20 protein-coding genes and 1 pseudogene are annotated in these 21,525 nt (G+C 60.2%); 6 read left to right on the forward strand and 15 right to left on the reverse strand.

Translation table 11 applies throughout. The features are described 5' to 3' along the window. Positions 1 to 343: 343 nt before the first annotated feature. Positions 344 to 1,597, forward strand: coding sequence for an OprD family porin (locus ACYZTL_RS09205; RefSeq protein WP_461951526.1), 1,254 nt, complete (start codon positions 344 to 346; stop codon positions 1,595 to 1,597). Positions 1,598 to 1,716: 119 nt separating this feature from the next. On the opposite strand, the gene pcaC is transcribed toward ACYZTL_RS09205, so the two are convergent. The 11 genes and pseudogenes from pcaC to pcaR form a co-directional block, all read right to left on the reverse strand. Continuing rightward, a complete protein-coding gene (pcaC, locus tag ACYZTL_RS09210; RefSeq protein WP_461951527.1) occupies positions 1,717 to 2,109 on the reverse strand; it encodes a 4-carboxymuconolactone decarboxylase in 393 nt (130 codons plus the stop codon). 10 nt (positions 2,110 to 2,119) lie between these two features. Continuing rightward, positions 2,120 to 2,911, reverse strand: a complete 792-nt coding sequence (gene pcaD / locus ACYZTL_RS09215) for a 3-oxoadipate enol-lactonase (RefSeq protein ID WP_461951528.1) — start codon at positions 2,909 to 2,911, stop codon at positions 2,120 to 2,122. 11 nt (positions 2,912 to 2,922) lie between these two features. Continuing rightward, positions 2,923 to 4,287 (reverse strand): 3-carboxy-cis,cis-muconate cycloisomerase, encoded by a 1,365-nt coding sequence (locus tag ACYZTL_RS09220; protein WP_461951529.1) that lies wholly within the window; start codon positions 4,285 to 4,287, stop codon positions 2,923 to 2,925. A 45-nt stretch (positions 4,288 to 4,332) separates the two neighbouring features. Next, a pseudogene (locus ACYZTL_RS09225) lies at positions 4,333 to 4,887 on the reverse strand (MFS transporter); the annotation flags it as partial. A gap of 266 nt (positions 4,888 to 5,153) precedes the next feature. Beyond that, on the reverse strand, positions 5,154 to 5,720 hold the full coding sequence (gene pcaG / locus ACYZTL_RS09230; RefSeq protein WP_461951530.1) for a protocatechuate 3,4-dioxygenase subunit alpha: 567 nt from the start codon (positions 5,718 to 5,720) through the stop codon (positions 5,154 to 5,156). Position 5,721: 1 nt separating this feature from the next. Further along, entirely contained in the window at positions 5,722 to 6,426 is a 705-nt protein-coding gene (pcaH, locus tag ACYZTL_RS09235) for a protocatechuate 3,4-dioxygenase subunit beta (protein WP_461951531.1), read from the reverse strand. A 36-nt stretch (positions 6,427 to 6,462) separates the two neighbouring features. Further along, positions 6,463 to 7,668 carry a 3-oxoadipyl-CoA thiolase gene (pcaF, locus tag ACYZTL_RS09240; RefSeq protein WP_461951532.1) on the reverse strand — a complete coding sequence of 402 codons (1,206 nt, stop codon included), beginning with the start codon at positions 7,666 to 7,668 and terminating at the stop codon, positions 6,463 to 6,465. Next, positions 7,665 to 8,444, reverse strand: coding sequence for a CoA-transferase subunit beta (locus ACYZTL_RS09245; RefSeq protein WP_461951533.1), 780 nt, complete (start codon positions 8,442 to 8,444; stop codon positions 7,665 to 7,667). The genes pcaF and ACYZTL_RS09245 overlap by 4 nt, the downstream gene beginning before the upstream one ends. Beyond that, entirely contained in the window at positions 8,444 to 9,301 is an 858-nt protein-coding gene (locus ACYZTL_RS09250) for a CoA transferase subunit A (protein ID WP_461951534.1), read from the reverse strand. The genes ACYZTL_RS09245 and ACYZTL_RS09250 overlap by 1 nt, the downstream gene beginning before the upstream one ends. Positions 9,302 to 9,573: 272 nt before the next feature. After that, the gene (locus tag ACYZTL_RS09255; protein WP_084321750.1) at positions 9,574 to 10,920 is read right to left on the reverse strand and encodes a 4-hydroxybenzoate transporter PcaK; all 1,347 of its coding nucleotides are present in this window, start codon (positions 10,918 to 10,920) and stop codon (positions 9,574 to 9,576) included. 127 nt (positions 10,921 to 11,047) lie between these two features. Further along, the gene (pcaR, locus tag ACYZTL_RS09260; protein ID WP_008025635.1) at positions 11,048 to 11,890 is read right to left on the reverse strand and encodes a pca regulon transcriptional regulator PcaR; all 843 of its coding nucleotides are present in this window, start codon (positions 11,888 to 11,890) and stop codon (positions 11,048 to 11,050) included. A 669-nt stretch (positions 11,891 to 12,559) separates the two neighbouring features. Here pcaR and ACYZTL_RS09265 point away from each other — a divergent pair. After that, complete coding sequence (locus tag ACYZTL_RS09265) at positions 12,560 to 12,760, forward strand: hypothetical protein (RefSeq protein WP_007935837.1); 201 nt, start codon at positions 12,560 to 12,562, stop codon at positions 12,758 to 12,760. Between the two features lie 378 nt (positions 12,761 to 13,138). After that, entirely contained in the window at positions 13,139 to 14,614 is a 1,476-nt protein-coding gene (locus ACYZTL_RS09270; RefSeq protein WP_461951535.1) for an inorganic phosphate transporter, read from the forward strand. 283 nt (positions 14,615 to 14,897) lie between these two features. Here ACYZTL_RS09270 and ccoM read toward each other — a convergent pair whose 3' ends face one another. Next, entirely contained in the window at positions 14,898 to 15,014 is a 117-nt protein-coding gene (gene ccoM / locus ACYZTL_RS09275; protein WP_461951536.1) for a cytochrome c oxidase subunit CcoM, read from the reverse strand. Positions 15,015 to 15,156: 142 nt separating this feature from the next. Next, the gene (locus ACYZTL_RS09280; RefSeq protein WP_008016476.1) at positions 15,157 to 15,318 is read right to left on the reverse strand and encodes a hypothetical protein; all 162 of its coding nucleotides are present in this window, start codon (positions 15,316 to 15,318) and stop codon (positions 15,157 to 15,159) included. A 65-nt stretch (positions 15,319 to 15,383) separates the two neighbouring features. Between ACYZTL_RS09280 and ACYZTL_RS09285 the strand changes: the two genes are divergently transcribed. After that, positions 15,384 to 15,761 (forward strand): hypothetical protein, encoded by a 378-nt coding sequence (locus ACYZTL_RS09285; RefSeq protein ID WP_461951537.1) that lies wholly within the window; start codon positions 15,384 to 15,386, stop codon positions 15,759 to 15,761. A gap of 41 nt (positions 15,762 to 15,802) precedes the next feature. On the opposite strand, the gene ACYZTL_RS09290 is transcribed toward ACYZTL_RS09285, so the two are convergent. Further along, complete coding sequence (locus tag ACYZTL_RS09290) at positions 15,803 to 16,144, reverse strand: aspartate-semialdehyde dehydrogenase (RefSeq protein WP_461951538.1); 342 nt, start codon at positions 16,142 to 16,144, stop codon at positions 15,803 to 15,805. A gap of 252 nt (positions 16,145 to 16,396) precedes the next feature. Between ACYZTL_RS09290 and rapA the strand changes: the two genes are divergently transcribed. After that, positions 16,397 to 19,243 (forward strand): RNA polymerase-associated protein RapA, encoded by a 2,847-nt coding sequence (gene rapA / locus ACYZTL_RS09295; protein WP_461951539.1) that lies wholly within the window; start codon positions 16,397 to 16,399, stop codon positions 19,241 to 19,243. Positions 19,244 to 19,468: 225 nt separating this feature from the next. Here the strand turns inward: rapA and ACYZTL_RS09300 are convergent, their stop codons facing one another. After that, entirely contained in the window at positions 19,469 to 20,815 is a 1,347-nt protein-coding gene (locus ACYZTL_RS09300; protein ID WP_461951540.1) for a spinster family MFS transporter, read from the reverse strand. Between the two features lie 304 nt (positions 20,816 to 21,119). Between ACYZTL_RS09300 and ACYZTL_RS09305 the strand changes: the two genes are divergently transcribed. Continuing rightward, positions 21,120 to 21,485 (forward strand): YkgJ family cysteine cluster protein, encoded by a 366-nt coding sequence (locus ACYZTL_RS09305; protein WP_461951541.1) that lies wholly within the window; start codon positions 21,120 to 21,122, stop codon positions 21,483 to 21,485. The last annotated feature ends 40 nt before the right edge of the window (positions 21,486 to 21,525 follow it).

The raw sequence follows: 21,525 nt of genomic DNA on the forward strand, positions 1-21,525 counted from the left end.
GAGCAAGCCCGCTCCCACATTCGACCGCATTCCTTCTGAAGGAACTCAGTCAAATGTGGGAGCGGGCTTGCTCGCGAAGAGGCCAGCTCAAACGACACAGACCCTAAACCAATCTATGTTCGATAATCGCCCAAAACCCGCTTTTACCAATTGAACCATCCAGTTCATTCCCCGCACCATTCGCCACACAAAACCAATAACAACAGGTTCGACACCATGCCCCCGCACCCTGCCCTGTCCGGCTGATTTCGCCCCGTTTCATTTGAATTCGAATCTTTTGTCTGCGACCCGACGGTTGCGGCATCAACCCGTTTCATCCCCAAGAATTAGAGAGACCGAGCACATGACGCCTTCCAATTATTTCGTTCCCAGCCTGATCGCCATCGCACTGACCGGCGCCGCCCTGCCCGCCACAGCCGAAGAATCGGGTTTTGTCGAAGGTGCCAAGGTCAACCTCAACCTGCGCAACTTCTACATCAACCGCAACTTCACCAACCCGACCAAGGCGCAGGGCAAGGCTGAAGAGTGGACGCAAAGTTTCATCCTCGACGCCAAGTCCGGGTTCACCCAGGGCACTGTCGGGTTCGGCATGGATGTGTTGGGGCTGTACTCGGTGAAACTCGACGGAGGTAAAGGCACCGGCGGTACGCAGTTGCTGCCGCTGGATCATGACGGACGCCCGGCGGACAGCTTCGGTCGCACCAACGTGGCGTTCAAGGCGAAGCTGTCGCAGACCGAAGTGAAAGTCGGCGAGTGGATGCCGGTGCTGCCGATCCTGCGTTCGGACGATGGTCGCTCACTGCCGCAAACCTTTCGTGGCGGCCAGATCACCTCAAAAGAAATCAATGGCCTGACGCTCTACGGCGGTCAGTTCCGCCAGAACAGCCCGCGTGACGACAGCAGCATGAACGACATGTCGATGACCGGCAAAGCGGCGTTCACCTCCGACCGTTTCAACTTCCAGGGCGGCGAATACCTGTTCAACGAGAAGCGCACACAAATCGGACTGTGGAACGCCGAACTCAAGGACATCTACAGCCAGCAATACGTCAACCTGATCCACAGCCAACCCATCGGCGATTGGACCTTGGGCGCCAACCTCGGTTTCTTCTACGGCAAGGACGACGGCAGCGCCCGCGCCGGGGATCTGGACAACAAGACCTGGTCGGGAATGTTCTCCGCGAAGTACGGCGGCAACACCTTCTACGTCGGCCTGCAAAAACTCACCGGCGACAACGCCTGGATGCGGGTCAACGGCACCAGCGGCGGCACGCTGGCTAACGATAGCTACAACTCCAGCTATGACAACGCTCAGGAAAAATCCTGGCAGGTGCGTCACGACTACAACTTCGTCGCGCTCGGCATTCCCGGCCTGACTTTGATGAACCGCTACATCAGCGGCGAAAACGTGCACACCGGCACCATCACCGACGGCAAGGAATGGGGCCGCGAAAGTGAATTGGGCTACACCGTGCAGAGCGGTGCGCTGAAGGACCTGAACGTCAAATGGCGCAACTCGACCATTCGCCGCGACTACAGCAACAATGAGTTCGACGAGAACCGGTTGATCGTCAGCTACCCGATCAGCCTGCTGTAAACACAAATCAATGTGGGAGCGGGCTTGCTCGCGAAGGCGTTGGCTCAGTCAACATCTGTGTTGAATGTGCGACCGCCTTCGCGAGCAAGCCCGCTCCCACAGTTATGTGCGCCTGCCAATCACTCCCGCGACTCAACCCCCAACTCATCCCACACCGACTCAGCCAGATGAAACGTCGCATTCGCCGCCGGAATGCCGCAATAGATCGCGCTCTGCATGATCACTTCCTTGATCTCGCCGCGCGTCACGCCGTTGTTGGCAGCGGCACGCAGGTGCAACTTGAGCTCTTCGTTGCGGTTCATGCCGATCAGCATGGCGATGGTAATCAGGCTACGGGTATGGCGCGGCAGGCCCGGACGGGTCCAGATGTCGCCCCAAGCGTGGCGGGTGATCATTTCCTGAAACTCCGAGTTGAACTCGGTCAGCGCGCTCAGGCTGCGGTCGACATGGGCGTCGCCGAGCACTGCGCGGCGGACGTTCAGGCCCTCGTCGTAACGTTGTTTCTCGTCCACAACAATCCCCTTAATCAGCTAACAGAAACGCCAGCACCCGCTCGCTGAACTCAGCACCGGCCTGAACGTTGGACAGGTGCGCGGCGTAGAACTCGGCGTACTCGGTGCCCTGCACGTGTTCCTGGATGAAGTGCCCACCGGACGGCGGCGTAACCGCATCTTCGGTGCCGGCGATGACCAGCAGCGGCACCTTGATCGAGGACAGCTGACTACGGAAATCAGCATCGCGCACGGCAGCGCAATTGGCGGCGTAACCTTGCGGCGAAGTCGCTGCGAGCATGTCGGTAATCTTCTTGGCCGCAGCAGGATTGGCTTCGGCAAAATCCGGAGTAAACCAGCGCGCAATCGAAGCATCGCGCAGCGCGACCATGGCCGCCGCACCGTCACGCAGCACGGTTTCGATGCGCGGGTTCCAGATCGACGGATCGCCGATTTTCGCGGCGGTGTTGCACACCACCAGTTTGTTCAATCGCTCACCGGCATTGATACCCAGCCACTGCCCGATCAAACCACCCATCGACAGACCGCAGAAATGCGCCTTTTCAATGTGCAACGCATCCAGCAAGGCGAGCACGTCATGGCCCAGTTGCTCGATGCTGTACGGCCCCGGTGTGACCAGCGATTTCCCGTGGCCACGGGTATCGAAACGCAGCACGCGAAAATGTTCGGTGAACGCGGCGATCTGCGCGTCCCACATGTGCAGGTCAGTGCCCAGCGAGTTGGACAGCACCAGCACCGGCGCATCGACCGGGCCATCGAGTTGGTAATTCAGTTCGCCCTCGGCGAGTTGTACGAAAGCCACAGCAATCTCCTTCAGGCAGTCAACGCAGAATGTTCAGCCACCGCTCGCTCGACCCAGGTATGGGCCTGTCCGAGATAGTGCGCGGGGTCCAGCAGATGATCGAGTTCAGCAGGCGAGAGCTCGGCGGTCACTTGCGGCTCATCGCCGAGAACCGCGCGCAAATGCCGTTGTTCAGCGACGGCGCGTTTGCAGCATTGTTCCAACAGATGGTGCGCGGTGTCGCGGCCGACCCGTTGCGCGAGAACGATGCTCACCGCTTCGGCCAGCACCAGCCCTTGAGTCAGGTCGAGGTTGCGGGCCATGCGTTCGGCGTCCACTTCCAGTCCGTCCGCCACCAGCAGCGCTTGCTTGAGGCTGCCGGACACCAGGCAACAAATCTCCGGCAAGGTTTCCCACTCGGCATGCCACAGGCCCAGACTGCGCTCGTGCTCTTGCGGCATCGCGCTGAACAGGGTCGAGAGCAAACCGGGCACGCGCGTAGCGGCGCCGATCAGCACCGCAGCACCCACCGGATTGCGTTTGTGCGGCATGGTCGAAGAACCGCCCTTGCCCGGTGCCGAGGGTTCGAACACTTCGCCCGCTTCGGTCTGCATCAACAGGCTGATATCGCGGCCGAGTTTGCCGAGGCTGCCGGCGATCAATCCCAGCACCGACCCGAACTCCACCAAGCGATCACGCTGGGTGTGCCAAGGCTGGTCGGGCAAGGTCAGTTGCAGTTCGGCGGCCAGCCCATCGGCAATCGGCATCGCCTGCGTGCCGAGGGCCGCGAGGGTTCCGGAGGCGCCGCCGAATTGCAGCACCAGCAGACGTGGTTTGAGTTCTTGCAGACGCTGACGGCTGCGGGTCACGGCGCCCAACCAACCGGCGATCTTCATGCCGAGGGTGACGGGCGTCGCATGCTGCAACCAGGTGCGCCCGGCCAGCGGCGTAGCAACAAAACGCAAGGCTTGCGTCGCGAGGGTTTCGCCCAGTTGCGCCAGATCACCTTCGATCAGTTCCAGTGCCCGGCGCAGTTGCAGCACCAGGCCGGTGTCCATCACGTCCTGACTGGTCGCGCCCAGATGCACATAGCGCTCGGCTTCGGCATCGGTGATTGCGATCTGTTTGCCCAAGGCTTTCACCAGCGGAATCGCCGAATTGCCGGCCGTGGCAATCGCCTCGCCGAGCGCGGCGAAATCGTAATGCCCGGCGCGACAGGCCGCTTCGATAGGCGCCACCGCCGCCTGGGGTATCAACCCGACACGCGCCTCGGCCCGGGCCAGCGCCGCTTCGAAATCAAGCATGGCCTGAACCCGGCCCTGATCGCAGAACACGTCACGCATATCGCGGGCAGTGAAATAGGCATCGAATAATTGATTGCCCGGTCGCTGGTTCATAAACAGTCCCTGAAGGTGTGGGCCGGTGCGGCCCACGCGTATGGATCAAAGGTCGTGGTGCAGGTATTTCGCCTGTTTCGGCAGACGCAGGCTGAACAGGAACACTACCGCCATCATCACCGTGACGTACCAGTAGAAGGAGTTTTCCATGCCCACGGCTTTGAGGCTCAGCGCCACGTACTCTGCCGAGCCGCCAAATATCGCATTCGCCACCGCGTACGCCAGGCCGACACCCAACGCGCGCACTTGCGGCGGGAACATTTCAGCTTTCACCAGACCACTGATGGAGGTGTAGAAACTGACGATTGCCAGCGCCAGGGTAATCAACACAAAAGCGAGGAGCGGACTGCTAACGTTCTTAAGGCTCAGCAAAATCGGCACGGTGAACAACGTACCCAAAGCACCGAACCACAGCATCGAGTTACGTGGGCCGATCTTGTCCGCGAGCATGCCGAACAGCGGTTGCATGCACATATAAAGGAATAGCGCGCCGGTCATGATGTAACTGGCGGTCTTCGCGTGCATGCCGGCGGTGTTCACCAGGTACTTCTGCATGTACGTGGTGAAGGTGTAGAAAATCAGCGAGCCGCCGGCGGTGTAATGCGCTGTAACAGCGGTAGGGGTTGCCATCGTTCCTCACTCTTTGGGGGCAGTGAAAGTCTAGACACACTTTGCAACAGTCCCATTCCACAGATCACTCATCAGAAGCCAGCACAAATTCTGTGGCGAGGGAGCTTGCTCCCGCTGGCTTGCGGAGCAAGCCCAAAACCTTCAAACGCGCTCTGTCAGGCAGACCTCGCCAGCCGGTTTTACGACTGCTTCGCAGCCGAGCGGGAGCAAGCTCCCTCGCCACAAGAGCTCATGACTCAATAATCGAAGAACACCGTCTCCGCATCAGTGCCTTGCAAAATCACATTCCACTGGTAAACACCGGTCGCATCCTTCTTCGCCAGCAAGGTATCGCGACGCTCGGCCGGCACGCACTCGAGCAGCGGGTCCGACACGTTGGCCGGTTCGCCATCAAAGTAAATCCGCGTCAACAAGTGCTTCACCAACCCACGGGCAAACACCAGCACCACCAGATGCGGCGCCTGGGTCGAACCTTTCAGCCCTTCCACCGTACCCGGCTTGATCGTGGTGAACCGGAAGCGTCCTTCAGCATCCACCGGGATCCGGCCAAAGCCTTCGAAGTTCGGGTCCAGCGGTTTGTCCTGATCGTCCTCGGGGTGGTCGTACTTGCCAGCGGCGTTGGCCTGCCAGACTTCCAGCATCGCGTCATTGACGATGTCGCTGTTGCCATCGACGACTTGCCCGGTGATTGCCACGCGCTCGCCCAGGGTTTGTTCGACGGTCAGGTTTTCGCGGTTCAGCCAGGTCAGGCCGATGTGGTAGTACGGCCCGACGGTGTGGGACGTGGTCGCAGTCAGCGTCATCTTATTTCTCCATCGGCGTGGCATCGCGGCCGCGCAAGACGATGTCCCAGCGATAACCGAGGGCGTAGGAAGGGATGGTTTTTTCCAGGTCGAAACTGGCGATCAGGCGCTCTTTGGCGCTGGTATCGGGCACACAGTTGTAGATCGGGTCGTAGGCCAGCAGCGGGTCGCCCGGAAAATACATCTGGGTGACCAGGCGCGTCAGAATGCTCGGTCCGAACAAGGAGAAATGGATGTGCGCCGGGCGCCACGCGTTGTGGTGGTTACCCCACGGATAGGCGCCGGGCTTGATGGTCTGGAATTGATACCAGCCATCGACGTCGGTCACGGTGCGGCCGGTGCCGGTGAAGTTCGGGTCCAGCGGCGCGTCATGCAGGTCGCGGGCATGGTTGTAGCGACCGGCAGCGTTAGCCTGCCAGATCTCCACCAGAATCCCCGGCACCGGCAGACCGTTTTCATCCAGCACGCGGCCGTGAATGATGATGCGTTCGCCCAGCGGCTCGCCCGTGTGCTGGGCGGTCAGGTCGTTGTCCTTCTCGCTGACGCGCTCGGCACCGACCGTCGGGCCGGTAATTTCCGACAACGAATGGGGCAAAAACACCAACGGCTTCGACGGCGAGCGCAGGTTGGTGGATTGATAAGTCGGGTGCAGGTATTCCGGCTGGGTGCCTTCCTGCGGGCGACGGTAACCAGGCTTGTCAGTCATTTCACTTTCCTCTGTTCTTATTGTCACTGCTGCGCGTCAGACGCGTTCGATCGCCAAGGCCAGACCCTGGCCGACGCCGACACACATGGTCGCCAGACCTTTCTTGCCACCGGTTTTTTCCAGCTGATGCAACGCGGTCAGCACCAGGCGCGCACCGCTCATGCCCAACGGATGACCCAAGGCAATGGCCCCACCGTTCGGGTTGACCTGAGCCGCGTCGTCCGCCAGCCCCAATTCACGCAGCACGGCCAAGCCCTGGCTAGCGAAGGCTTCGTTGAGTTCGATCACGTCGAAATCGCCGACGGCCAAACCGAGGCGTTCGGTCAGCTTGTGCACCGCAGGGACCGGGCCGATGCCCATTACCCGTGGCGCCACACCGGCGCTCGCCATGCCCAGCACTTTGGCGCGAGCGGTCAGACCGTGTTTTTTCACGGCTTCGGCCGAAGCCAGAATCAACGCCGCCGCGCCGTCGTTCACACCCGACGCGTTGCCGGCAGTGACGGTTTTGTCGGGACCATTGACCGGTTTCAGTTTGGCCAGGGTTTCCAGTGTCGTGTCGGCGCGAGGATGCTCGTCCTGGCTGACGACTGTTTCACCCTTCTTGTGGGCAATGCGCACTTCGACGATTTCTTCCGCGAAAAATCCTGCAGCTTGCGCGGCGGCTGTGCGCTGCTGACTGCGCAGTGCGAAAGCGTCCTGATCCTCCCGGGACACTTCGTAATCGTCCGCCACGTTATCGGCGGTCTGCGGCATCGCATCGACACCGTACTGGGTTTTCATCAACGGGTTGATGAAACGCCAGCCGATGGTGGTGTCTTCCAGCTTCATGTTGCGCGAGAACGCCGCATCGGCCTTGCCCATCACGAACGGCGCGCGGGACATCGACTCGACGCCGCCGGCAATCGCCAACTCCATTTCGCCGCTGGCGATGGCGCGGAACGCGGTGCCGATCGCATCCATGCCCGAAGCGCAGAGACGATTGAGGGTCACACCCGGAATGGTTTCCGGCAGGCCCGCCAACAGCAGCGCCATGCGCGCCACGTTACGGTTGTCTTCACCGGCCTGGTTGGCGCAGCCGAGGAACACCTCGTCCACCGCGTTCCAGTCCACCGACGGGTTGCGTTCCATCAGCGCCTTGATCGGCACGGCGGCCAGGTCGTCGGCGCGAACGGCCGACAGGCCACCGCCGAAACGGCCGATGGGGGTGCGAATCGCGTCGCAGATATAAACGTCACGCATCACGCTTCTCCGGGTGCTTGGCCGTGGGCCGTAGCAGTGCGGACTTCCAGATCCCTGAGTGCAGTCAGTTCAACGATGGTTGGCTCGGCGGTGTTTTCAACATTTTCCGCGAAGCGAACTGCCCAACCGGTGGCAGCAACCACATGCTCGCGGGTCACGCCAGGGTGCAACGCAGTGACCACGAATTCATGAGTGCCCGCTTCCGGTTCCATGATGCACAAGTCAGTAATGATGCCGACCGGACCAGCGCCCGGCAGACCAAGACGCTTGCGCGAATCGCCGCCCTCGCCATGGCCGACCGAGGTGATGAAGTCGAGTTTGTCGACGAAAGAGCGCGACGACTGCTTGAGAATGATCAGAACGCTTTTGGCCGAGCCGGCGATTTCCGGCGCGCCACCAGCGCCCGGCAGACGGACTTTGGGCGCGTGATAATCGCCGACCACCGTGGTGTTGATGTTGCCGAAGCGGTCGACCTGCGCGGCGCCGAGAAAACCGACGTCGATGCGCCCGCCCTGCAGCCAGTAGCGAAAAATCTCACCGGTCGGGACGACGGTGTCGGCGGTTTCCGCCAGTTCGCCATCACCGATCGACAGTGGCAATACGCTCGGCTTGGCACCGATCGGACCCGATTCGTAGATCAGGACTACGTCCGGTGAGGACGTCAGCCGCGCCAGGTTGGCGGCTTTCGACGGCAGGCCGATGCCGACGAAGCACACCGAACCGTTCTTCAGACGGCGAGCGGCGGCGACAGTCATCATTTCATTGGTGGTGTAAGTCATTACTTCGCCTCCGATGCAGCGGCCAGCTTGGCCTGGAACTCGCTGAAGTCAGCGCAGCCATGGATGTACTCGTTGATCCACGCGGTGAAGGTTTCACGGTCGCGGGCAATCGGGTCCCAGGCCTGGTAGAAACGGTTATCGCGCTCGTTGTAACCGTGGGCGTAGGACGGATGCGCGCCGCCCGGAACGTGGCAGACCGCGCTCAAGGCCCAGGTCGGCAGCACACAGGCGTTCATCGGTGCGTTGAGGTCGTCGACGATTTCTTCGACGGTGACGATGCAACGCTTGGCGGCCAGCGCAGCTTCTTTCTGCACGCCGAGAATGCCCCAAAGCAGCACGTTGCCTTTACGGTCGGCCTTCTGCGCGTGAATCACGGTGATGTCCGGACGCACCGAAGGCACCGCCGCCAATACTTCACCGGTGAACGGGCAAGTGACGCTCTTGATCAGCGGGTTGACCTTCGGCAGGTCCGAGCCGGCGTAGGCACGCAGCACCGCGAACGGTAGGCCGGAGGCGCCAGCGACGTAGGCATTCGCCAGGTCGGCGTGGCTGTGTTCTTCGATTTCCAGCGCGTGCGGCCACTGCTTCTCGACCGCGTCACGCAGACGGTGCAGCGAACCGACGCCCGGGTTGCCGCCCCAAGAGAAAATCAGCTTGCGAGCACAACCGGCGCCGATCAATTGGTCGTAGATCAGGTCAGGCGTCATCCGTACCAGCGTCAGATCTTTCTTGCCCTGGCGAATGATTTCGTGACCCGCCGCCGTAGGGATCAGGTGAGTGAAGCCTTCGAGCGCAACGGTATCGCCGTCGTTGACGAATTGCTTCACCGCGTCGTGCAGCGAAAGGATTTCAGCCATGGGGCAGGCTCCCGTTTTGTTATGAACCGACAGTGGTAGAAAAAGGCGCGATGCGCGCGCCGGAATGACTGAAGGTTAAGCCTGTGCAAAATGCCAAACAATCCGATAATCGACTAAGTGTTCGTTTATCGAACAGATTGTTGTCTGACTATCGTTCTCTGTCAGCCCCAAAAAGATCGCAGCCTTCGGCAGCTCCTACATGGAATGCGTACTACCTTTAGGAGCTGCCGAAGGCTGCGATCTTTTCTACCACGCCGCTAATTCAAGTCGACTCAGGTCGCATCCGCATGACTGACCATGCCCTTGATCACCACCGCCGTCGTCGCCAACGCCGCCGGAATCACCAACGCCGTCAGCACTTGTTCAAAGTTCCAGCCCAACCCCAGCAACGTTGCCCCCATCCACGCACCGAGAATCGCGCCGAACCGACCAATCCCGAGCATCCACGACACCCCGGTCGCCCGCCCTTGGGTCGGATAAAACCGCGCCGCCAGCGAAGGCATCGCCGATTGCGCGCCGTTGACACACATCCCGGCCACCAGCACCAGCGTCGCCAAGAGCGTGATGTTGCCCAGGCTCTGCCCCACCGCGTAGGCAAACACCCCGGCCAGCAGGTAGAAAGTGCCAATGACCTTGTGCGGATTGAACCGGTCCATCGCCCAGCCCACGCCCACGGCGCTCAGCACGCCGCCGAACTGGAACAACGCGCCGATGAATGCCGCCTGCTCCATGCTCGCGCCGCTGTCACGCATCAGCGTCGGCAGCCAACTGGTCAGCAGGTAAACGATCACCAGGCCCATGAAGTAGGTCAGCCATAACAACAAGGTGCCGGTGCTGTAGGTGCCGGAGAAGATCACCGCAAACACGTTGCGTGCCTTCACGGTTTTCTGTTCCGGCACACTGAAGCTTGAGGCCTGCGCGACGACGGTCGGATCGATCGGTGCCAGCGCCTTGCGCACTTTGTCGGTGCCGCGATTGCGCACGACCAGGTAACGCGCCGACTCCGGCAGCCAGAACAACAAGACGACGGCAAGGATCAACGGCAGAATCCCGCCGATCAGCAACAAGCTGTGCCAGCCGAACGCCGGAATCAGCTTGGCCGAAATAAACCCGCCACCGGCCATGCCGAGGTTGAAGCCGCAGAACATGCTGGTCACCAGCAGGGATTTTTTTCGCTCCGGGGTGTATTCCGACAGCAATGTCGTGGCGTTCGGCATGCCGGCGCCAAGGCCCAGGCCGGTGAGGAAGCGCAGCACCAGCAACTGATCGACGTTGCTGCTGTAGGCCGATGCCAGGCTGAAGGCACCGAACAACAGCACCGCGCCCACCAGTACGACTTTTCGCCCGAAGCGGTCAGCCAACGGGCCGGAACCCAGTGCGCCGAAAACCATGCCGATCAACGCCGCACTCATGACCGGGCCGAGGCTGGCGCGATCGATGCCCCAGTCCTGGGACAGCGCCGGCGCGATGAAGCCCATGGCCGCGGTGTCGAGGCCATCGAGGAAAACAATCAGGAAACACAGGATCACTACTCGCCACTGGTAGCGCGAGATGGGTTGAGCATTGATGAAGGACTGCACATCGAGGCAGTTTCCTACAGCAGACTGAGGCTGGTTCATTATTTTTATTCCACGCAAGAACGCAGTCGGACAGGTGCCAGCCTGGGCTGGCGCTGCCGCGACATTAGTGATCCTGGGGAAACTGCGTCAATTCGTTAAACGCGAGTCTGGGCGATTATCGAACAGCTTAGGCAAACAGCTGAGCGCTGAGGTTGCGGCTGGCCGCCAGCAGACCGGGCAGGAACCGTTGCTCCAGCTCGTTGCGGCTGACCCGGCCGGCGTGCGTGCTGACGTTGAGCGCCGCCACCACTTGCCCGGAAGCGTCGTACACCGGAACGGCAATAGAGCGCAGGCCTTGTTCCAGTTCCTGATCGACGATGCACCAGCCTTGTTGCCGCACTTCCTGCAGGCATTCGAGCAACGCCTCGGGGGTGTGCAAGGTGCGACTGGTCTTGGCTTGCAGGTCGGCATGGTCGAGGTACTCGCGCAGTGAAGTGTCGTCGAGTGCCGCGAGAAGAATCCTGCCCATGGAGGTGCAATAGGCCGGCAGGCGTCCGCCTACCGACAGGTCAACGGAAATCAGCCGCTGGGTCGTCGCCGAGCGGGCGATGTACAAAATGTCATCACCTTCCAGCGTGGCCATGTTGCAGGCCTCGTGGAGTTGTTCGCTCATGCGGTCGAGGTAAGGCTGGGCAGACACCGCCAGCGGGGTCGAGGACAGATAGGCATGGCCGAGGGTCAGCACTTTGGGCAGCAGCGAATAGGTGCGACCGTCGGTGGTGGCGTAGCCGAGTTTGATCAGGGTATGCAGGCAACGTCGGACGGCTGCGCGGGGAATTTCCGTGCGGTGGCTGATCTGGGCGATGGTCAGGTGCCGTTTACGCTCCTGGAACGCTTGCACCACGGCCAGACCCCGGGCCAGGGAGGTCATGAAGTCCGGGTCGCCGGTCAGGGCCTGAATCCGCTTGGCGGGCGACGCGACGATCGGCGGCGCCACGGAAGCGAAGGAATTGCGCATTTGCTCGTTCATATCAGGTCCTTTTCCCACACCGGTTGGCGACGGCTATTACAAGCGGCTCCGGGTCCGGCCCACAAGCCACAGGCAGCCAAGATTGGGCGATTATCGAACCCTCGGCCGATAATCGCAATCGACCGCTAACACAGAAGCCTCTGATCCGGCACGTTAGTACCCTTCTCCGCACATGTTTTACCCGTGCTTGAACCCTGAGTTAAAGGCCCCATGTAATCTCCTAACTTGTTCGACTTAATGGCGCCAGAAAGACATCGTTGTCTAGTGACCGTAAAAACTTGCAGGTAATAAAACGATCACACATGAAGATCCATTTTTAACTCTTTGGCGATAGTGTTCTTCAAATCGACCGCTATAATGCAATTCAGTGGCGACCCGGTTTTTTTGTACTTGGTCCCGTCACCCGGTAGCGCGATGTTCCATCGTTGCTGCCCGCAGCAAGCACCTGACGCTCATTTCAAATGCTCCGACAGTGCGCTCGCTGAAACAGGAAACTGATGCTACGTCAGCCGTTTTGCTCTGGTGCCGTGGCCGCCTGCAACATGGAAGTATTGATCGCCGTGCGGTAAAACAAAGCCTTCCCGGGCATTGTCCTTTCTGCAAGCGTGGTCAATGCATTTGATGCAGCGCGAATTACCAGAATTAATCTCAACCCATACAGGTAGCACTGTGACGAAAGACGAACTGCGCGCGGAACTTGAGCGCCAGGAACAACGTTACAAGGAAGTTTACGGCGGGGAAGTCACCACCTACGCCGCTCAGCCCGAACCGGAACGCAAACCCTGGCGTAAACGCGCCACCGTTCAGGACCAGGCTTTCACCCAGGAACTGCAGAAGATGGAAAAGGAACTTAAAGCCGAAGAGCCATGATCGCCTCGGCCTGACTCCTTTCAAGGGCCTGCGTCTGCACCCGTTAAAAGCGGGATGCATTGATGTTGCCATTCGCGCCCGTTACGAGCGGGCAGCGGTCACCTCATCTATCTGATGAGGCAATTGGCTCATGTCTGGCCTTCTTCTCAGATATTTCATACAAGCCTTTACGTCTCTCGCCCCTACGAGAGAAACCCTTGTGCCTGCGGGCTTTTCAAAGAAATTCAACGACTTGCAAAACCCGGCAAACACCCGAAACCACGAGGCGTGGCTACCAACTAATTCGTTGAAGAATGTTACCAATTAGCAGCCAGTGCATTGATTACCAGTCTTTTCTGGCATAATCGCGCCCCCTTACGACCGGGTCATAAAACCTTCATGATCGATTTATTCAGCGGACTGGATGCTTGGGTGCTTGTGAGCCTCTTGCTCGCCCTCGCCTTTGTCCTCGCCTTCGAGTTCATCAACGGCTTTCATGACACTGCAAACGCGGTGGCCACTGTTATCTACACCAAAGCCATGCCGCCGCATCTGGCCGTGTTCTTTTCCGGTGTGTTCAACTTTCTCGGCGTGCTGCTGGGCGGTGTTGGCGTGGCATATGCCATCGTCCACCTGCTGCCGGTAGAACTGCTGATCAATGTGAACACCGGTCACGGACTGGCAATGGTGTTCTCGTTGCTTGCCGCCGCCATCACCTGGAACCTGGGCACCTGGTACTTCGGTATCCCGGCCTCCAGCTCCCACACGCTGATCGGTTCGATACTCGGGGTTGGCCTGGCCAACGCCCTGATCAACGACATTCCGTTGGCCGATGGCGTCAATTGGCAGAAAGCGATCGATATCGCTATGTCGCTGGTGTTCTCGCCAATGGCAGGCTTCCTGATCGCAGCGCTGATCCTGATCGGCCTTAAATGGTGGCGTCCACTGTCGAAGATGCACAAGACGCCGGAAGAGCGCCGCAAGATCGACGACAAGAAGCATCCGCCGTTCTGGAACCGCCTGGTGCTGGTGATCTCGGCCATGGCCGTGAGCTTCGTGCACGGCTCCAACGATGGTCAGAAAGGTATCGGCCTGATCATGCTGGTGCTGATCGGTATCGTTCCGGCGCAGTTCGTACTCGATCTGGGCAGCACCACCTACCAGATCGAACGGACTCGCGACGCGACCCTGCACCTGAGCCAGTTCTACAAGCGTAATGCCGATACGCTGGGTGAATACCTGGCCCTGGGCAAAAACGTGGAAGGTGATCTGCCGGAGAAATTCCGTTGCAACCCGCAACAGACCGAACCGACCATCACCGCCCTGCTCGGCACCCTCAAAGGTGTCTCCGACTACCACTCGCTGTCGGCGGAAAGCCGTATCGAAGTGCGTCGCTACCTGCTCTGCCTGGATGACACGGCCAAGAAAGTCGGCAAGCTGCCCGGCCTCGCTGCCCGTGAAAAGGCTGACCTGGACAAACTGCGCAAAGACTTGACCACCACCACCGAATACGCCCCGTTCTGGGTGATTCTGGCGGTGGCACTGGCCCTGGGCCTGGGCACCATGGTGGGCTGGAAGCGCGTGGTACTGACCATCGGCGAGAAGATCGGCAAGCAAGGCATGACTTACTCCCAAGGCATGTCGGCGCAGATCACGACCGCGAGCCTGATCGGCATGGCCAACATCTTCAGCCTGCCGGTTTCCACCACCCACGTGCTGTCATCGGGCGTGGCCGGCACCATGGTCGCCAACAAAAGCGGTCTGCAAGGTGGCACCGTCAGAACCATCCTGCTGGCCTGGGTCCTGACCCTGCCAGCGACCGTTACCCTGTCGGCCGGCCTGTTCTGGCTGGCGTCGAAAGCACTGGGCAGCTGATACTTCGCTGCAACGAAAAAGGCGCGTTCCGTGAGGTTCGCGCCTTTTTCATGCCTGCGTTCTTCCAAACACCGTAAATCTACTGTGGGAGCGGCGGTGCGGCGATCCGACTTGCTCGCGAATGCGGTGGGTCAGTCAACAGTGATGTTGAATGATAAATCGCCTTCGCGAGCAAGCCCGCTCCCACAGTAAATCTCTGTACACCCTCAAGAAATCGCAGGCAAAAAAAAGGGCAACCGAAGTTGCCCAAAATGCCTTGCGTGCTCATTGCATCAAGAAAGACCTACGGTTTTTTCCGCTTGTGCGAATCCTTCCAGATAAAAAATCCAAAACCTGCGATAAACAGAACCGTGAGGCCGACTGTCAGCACTCCGGCGATCACCACGTTGTCGAGAAACATGAATGGCCTCCTGCACTTGCCCTGTTGCGATGGGGCTAAGTTAACCAATCAGGCAGAAGGGAAAATTGACCGGGGTCAATATCGCCAGAGTCAGGGCGCAAAGGAGGGGGAAAACTGATCTGCATCAACGGATGCTGGGGGATTAACGCTTTTTCGGTTTGTTCTTCGGCTTCTTTTTCGCTTTACCCAATGGCATCGCTTGCTCGAATGCCTGGCGCACTTCATTCAGGCGTTTGTCGTTGAGGTCGTGAACGCGCTTGGCGCGTTCGGCGTTGAGGTCGATCAGCTTGTCGTCTTGGCTCATGGCGTTCAGTGCATCGCTTGAAAGGAAGTTCAGCCGCCGCATCGCTCGGCAGGATTGCGCCAATAATGAGGTCTGGCGCCGGCGCTGACCAGCCACCCTTAAAACGGCGGCTTAACAAAATATGCACCGAAGCGGATTTTTCACCGCACAATCGCGCTTTTGCGATGGACCCAAAGGACCCGCGCCGTGGAATCCAGCCGAGGCCATTGGCGCCGTGGCGACGCCTCGGCACAATCAGCGGGCTGACGCTCCACAATCTGGGGGCCCAAGGATCGGCAATCAGACCTGATGGCCTTCACGCGCAGGGGTTGGGACAGTCGTTGGATATGCAGACGAGAGGGCTGGAAAGCATCGCGCGGATTGCGGTGAGTTATTTCAATACCGAGAAGGAGATTGAGGTGCTTTTGGAGAGCTTGAGGGCATTGGCGGCGGACGGTGAGTGAGTATTGGTGACGACCGAAAAGATCGCAGCCTTCGGCAGCTCCTACACCTGAATGTCGACCCACAACCCCTGACGCGGCTCGTCGTCAATCAGCGGCGCTACCGGCACAGTGTTGTCGGCGTTGAGCTCGGTGCCGGGAATCGCCAGGTGTTCGTCAGGATCTTCATCGGCTTCGCGACGACGCCGTTGCTGTTCCTGCTTGCGGCGCTGTTCCTCGCGCAACTGAAAAGCCGCCTCTTCCGGATCGCGCTGTTGCAGGTCGATGGTGCTTTCGCTGGAGCCTTCCTGCACCGGCACAACGGGCGGAATATCCGGGCGCTGGCGGATCGGGTCGTGCTGGGAAGTGATCGGCACGGCACTCAAGGGGAGCATCGGTGGCAGCATAATTATTTGTCTCCTGTCAGCAGGCTGTCGGCTGTCGGGATGGCGACTTGAGCCATCGGTCGCAAACTGTGACCTGATTGGCACTTGTAGGAGCTGCCGCAGGCTGCGATCTTTATCGGACAACGTAGAATTCAACCGTTCCCCAAGATCAAAAGATCGCAACCTGCGGCAGCTCCTACGCCGTAAACCTTTTGGTCTCGAGGCCCGATTCCGTTAAGATAGCCCGCTTTTTCAAGGTGGGAGTCAGGCAGCATGGCGCAGCAGTATCAACCGGGGCAACGCTGGATCAGTGACAGCGAAGCCGAGCTGGGTTTGGGCACCGTTCTGGCACAGGACGGCCGCTTGTTGACCGTGCTCTATCCGGCCACTGGCGACACTCGCCAGTACGCGCTACGGAATGCGCCCCTCACCCGCGTGCGTTTTTCGCCGGGTGACTCGATCACTCACTTCGAAGGCTGGAAACTGACCGTCCAGGAAGTCGACGACGTCGACGGCCTGCTGGTCTACCACGGCCTCAACGCGCAGAACGAAGTCGTCACCCTGCCGGAAACCCAACTGTCGAACTTCATTCAGTTCCGTCTGGCCAGCGACCGTCTGTTCGCCGGGCAGATCGACCCGCTGGCCTGGTTCTCACTGCGTTATCACACGCTTGAACACACCAGCCGCCAATTGCAGTCCGCGCTCTGGGGCTTGGGTGGCGTGCGTGCGCAACCGATCGCGCACCAGTTGCACATCGCCCGAGAAGTCGCCGACCGCATTGCACCGCGGGTTCTGCTGGCGGACGAAGTGGGTCTGGGCAAGACCATCGAAGCCGGTCTGGTGATCCATCGCCAACTGCTGTCGGGCCGCGCCAACCGCGTGCTGATCCTCGTGCCGGAGAACCTGCAACACCAGTGGCTGGTGGAGATGCGCCGCCGCTTCAACCTGCAAGTCGCGCTGTTCGACGAAGAACGCTTCATCGAAAGTGATGCCGCCAACCCGTTCGAAGACACCCAACTCGCACTGGTTGCGCTGGAATGGCTGGTGGAAGACGAGAAGGCCCAGGATGCGCTGTTCGCCGCCGGCTGGGACCTGATAGTCGTCGACGAGGCCCACCACCTGGTGTGGCACGAAGACAAGGCCAGCCCGGAATACACCCTGGTCGAGCAGCTTGCTGAAACGATTCCTGGCGTGTTGCTGCTGACCGCGACCCCGGAACAACTGGGCCAGGACAGCCACTTTGCACGTCTGCGCCTGCTCGACCCGAACCGTTTCCATGACCTGCACGCTTTCCGCGCCGAGAGCGAAAACTATCGCCCGGTGGCCGAAGCCGTTCAGGAGCTGCTGGACAAGGGGCGCCTGTCGCCTGAAGCGCACAAGACCATTCACGGTTTCCTCGGCAACGAAGGCGAAGCGCTGCTGACCGCCGTCAACGATGGCGACACCGAAGCCAGCGCCCGTCTGGTTCGCGAACTGCTGGACCGTCACGGCACCGGCCGCGTGCTGTTCCGCAACACCCGCGCCGCGGTGCAGGGTTTCCCGGAACGCAAACTGCACCCGTATCCGCTGCCGTGCCCCGACGAATACCTCGAACTGCCGCTGGGCGATCACGCCGAGCTGTATCCGGAAGTCAGCTTCCAGGCCCAGCCGGATGCCAACGAGGAAGAACGCTGGTGGAAATTCGACCCGCGCGTCGAGTGGCTGATCGACCAGCTGAAAATGCTCAAGCGCACCAAAGTGCTGGTGATCTGCGCCCACGCCGAAACCGCCATGGACCTGGAAGACGCCTTGCGCGTGCGCTCCGGCATTCCGGCCACGGTGTTCCACGAGGGCATGAACATCCTCGAGCGTGACCGCGCCGCTGCGTATTTCGCCGACGAAGAATTCGGCGCGCAAGTGCTGATCTGCTCGGAAATCGGCAGTGAAGGTCGCAACTTCCAGTTCTCGCACCACCTGGTGCTGTTCGATCTGCCGTCGCACCCGGACCTGCTGGAGCAGCGCATCGGTCGTCTGGACCGGATTGGCCAGAAGCACATCATCGAACTGCACGTGCCCTACCTGGAAACCAGCCCGCAAGAGCGGCTGTTCCAGTGGTACCACGAAGCCCTGAACGCCTTCCTCAACACCTGCCCGACCGGCAACGCCTTGCAGCACCAGTTCGGCCCGCGCCTGCTGCCGCTGCTGGAAAATGCCGACGATGGCGAGTGGCAAGCGCTGATCGACGAAGCGCGCGCCGAGCGTGAGCGTCTGGAAGCCGAGCTGCACACCGGCCGTGACCGCCTGCTGGAGCTCAATTCCGGCGGTGCCGGCGAAGGTGATGCGCTGGTCGAGGACATTCTTGAGCAAGACGATCAATTCGCCCTGCCGATCTACATGGAAACCCTGTTCGACGCCTTCGGCATCGACAGCGAAGACCATTCGGAAAACGCCCTGATCCTCAAGCCGAGTGAAAAAATGCTCGACGCCAGCTTCCCGCTGGGCGACGACGAAGGCGTGACCATCACCTACGACCGCAACCAGGCGTTGTCTCGCGAAGACATGCAGTTCATCACCTGGGAACACCCGATGGTGCAGGGCGGCATGGACCTGGTGCTGTCCGGTTCGATGGGCAACACCGCCGTGGCGCTGATCAAGAACAAGGCGCTGAAACCTGGCACCGTGTTGCTGGAATTGCTTTACGTCAGCGAAGTGGTTGCGCCACGCTCACTGCAACTGGGCCGTTACCTGCCGCCGGCTGCGCTGCGCTGCCTGCTCGATGCCAATGGCAACGACCTGTCGGCCCGGGTGTCGTTCGAAACCCTGAACGATCAACTGGAAAGCGTACCGCGCGCCAGCGCCAACAAGTTCATCCAGGCCCAGCGCGATCAGCTGACGCCACGGATCAATGCCGGTGAAGAGAAAATCTTCCCGCGTCACGCCGAGCGCGTAGCCGAGGCACAGCGTCGCCTGGCTGCCGATACCGACGAAGAACTGGCGCGCCTGACCGCGTTGCAAGCGGTCAACCCGACCGTACGTGACAGCGAACTGGTTGCCTTGCGTAAACAGCGTGAGCAAGGCCTGGCCATGCTCGACAAGGCGGCGCTGCGACTGGAAGCGATTCGGGTGTTGGTGGCGGGTTAATCTCCCTGCTCCACCGTTAAACAAGAAGGCCCGCAGCGATGCGGGCCTTTTTTATGGTTTGACACTGAACCATTGTGGCGAGGGAGCTTGCTCCCGTTGGGCTGCGAAGCGGCCCTGAAATCATTCACAGCGGTCCTTCAGCCGAACCCCATTCACCAGGTTTGCGACTGCTGCGCAGTCGAGCGGGAGCAAGCTCCCTTGCCACAGGTTTTTTGCTCGCTTCTCTTAAGCGGTGACTGCGGGAATCTGCGGTTCAACAGCCACCAACCCTTCCTTCATCCGCTTCGCATCCCGCACAAAACACCGCGATGCCAGAAACAGAAACACCATCGTAAAGAACAGCGCCACCGGGATCAGGTACATCGCGTCATGCAGCCCGACGGCCTTGAACGCTTCGGTCATCTGCTCGGCACCGGCCGCCAGCATGGCCGTGTGCGCAAAGTGATCGGACAAAGCACCCACCACCACCGGCCCCAATCCACCGCCGAGCAAATACAACCCGGCAAAGAATAATGCTATGGCGGTCGCCCGCAGGCGCGGTTCGACCACGTCCTGAATCGCCGTGTAAACGCAGGTGTAAAAGTTGTAGGCAAACAACCAGCCGACGCTGAACAACGCCACAAACACCCCGATTTCGATCCGCCCCGCATGCAACGCCCAAGCGGTGCACACCGCCGAGATGATCAGGCTGAATCCCGCAAACAGCAGTCGCCCATTGGCCACGCGCTGGTGAATCTTGTCCGCGACCCACCCCCCCAAGGTCAAGCCGAACAGCCCCGTCACACCCACGATGACGCCCGTTGCCACGGCGGCCTCATGCAAAGGCATCAGGAAATAACGCTGCAACATCGGCACCATAAACGAGTTGCAGGCATAGCTGGCGAAGTTGAAACACAGCCCCGCCATGACCAGCCACAGGAATGTCGGCACCGCCAGCACCCGGCGAATCGGCCGGTCCACACGTTCCTGCGAGACCTGCACACTTTCGGCCGCGCCGCGTTTCGGCTCCTTGATGAAAAACATGAAGATCGCCAGGATCAGCCCCGGCACTGCCGCGATGAAAAACGGTGCACGCCAGCTGTCGAAGACCTTGACCATCCAGCCGATGGTGAAGAACGCCAGCAACAGTCCCAATGGCAAACCCAGCATGAAAATACCCATCGCGCGCGCGCGGCGGTGGGCAGGGAACAAGTCGCCGATCAATGAATTGGCGGCGGGTGCATAACTGGCTTCACCAATACCGATGCCCATGCGCACGATCAGGAAACTCCAGAAACTGCCCACCAGCCCGTTAACGGCGGTCAGCCCGCTCCACGCTGCAAGGCCCCAGCCCATCAGTTTGGCGCGTGAGCCGGTATCGGCCATCCGCCCCAAAGGCAGGCCGGCAATCGCGTAAACGATGGTGAATGCAGTCCCGAAGATCCCCAACTGAAAATCGCTGAGGTGCCATTCCATTCGGATCGGCTCAATGATGATGGCCGGAATGGTGCGGTCGAAGAAGTTGAACAGATTGGCCAGGAACAGCAGGAACAGAATGCGCCAGGCATTCGCCGCTTGGGTCGAGTTCTGCATGGGTCCGTCTCTTTCATTGTTGTTGGGGCTTCACTGTCCCCGGAACCTGCAATCTAGTCAGGCTCGCCGTAGCTGTCTGTAATTATTCGTAAGGCTGATATCAGCCCATGGCGAGCCCCCCGCGCAACGCCCTGCCCTGCGGATCGCTCAAGCCCAGTGTTTACAGGCCCCAACCCGTTGTTTCAATTGCTCTGACAGACGTAAAAATACTTTCCGCCCCCCCCCTTCCAAAGCCCGTTGCGAAGCCTAGAATAGCGGCCTTGTCTGCCCCACCATTCCCCTCCCCCTCCTTTGATTATCGCCCATGTCCGAAGTCAGTCCGTGTCTGAATTGCGGTGCCTGCTGTTCCCATTTTCGTGTCTCTTTTTTCTGGGGTGAGTGCACCTCGGCGGGAGGAACGGTGCCCGACGAGCTTGTCGCGTCCATCAGCCCCAGCCGCGTGGCCATGCTCGGCACAGACTGCAAACCCACCCGCTGCACCGGGCTGGTCGGTGAAGTGGGCAGTACCGTGCAATGCTCGATTTACGACCAGCGCTCCAGCACCTGTCGGGAATTCGACGCCTCGTGGGCCAATGGCGAGGCAAACGTGGATTGCGATGCAGCACGGGCAGCGTTCGGGCTGCCAGCCCTACTGCCCGACTACGAACTACCCTATGAGCAGATCGCGTAAGGGTTTAGCACCAAACGCAATAGCTAATTTCAAAAATTTA

This window comes from Pseudomonas sp. LB3P81 (genome assembly GCF_054897965.1).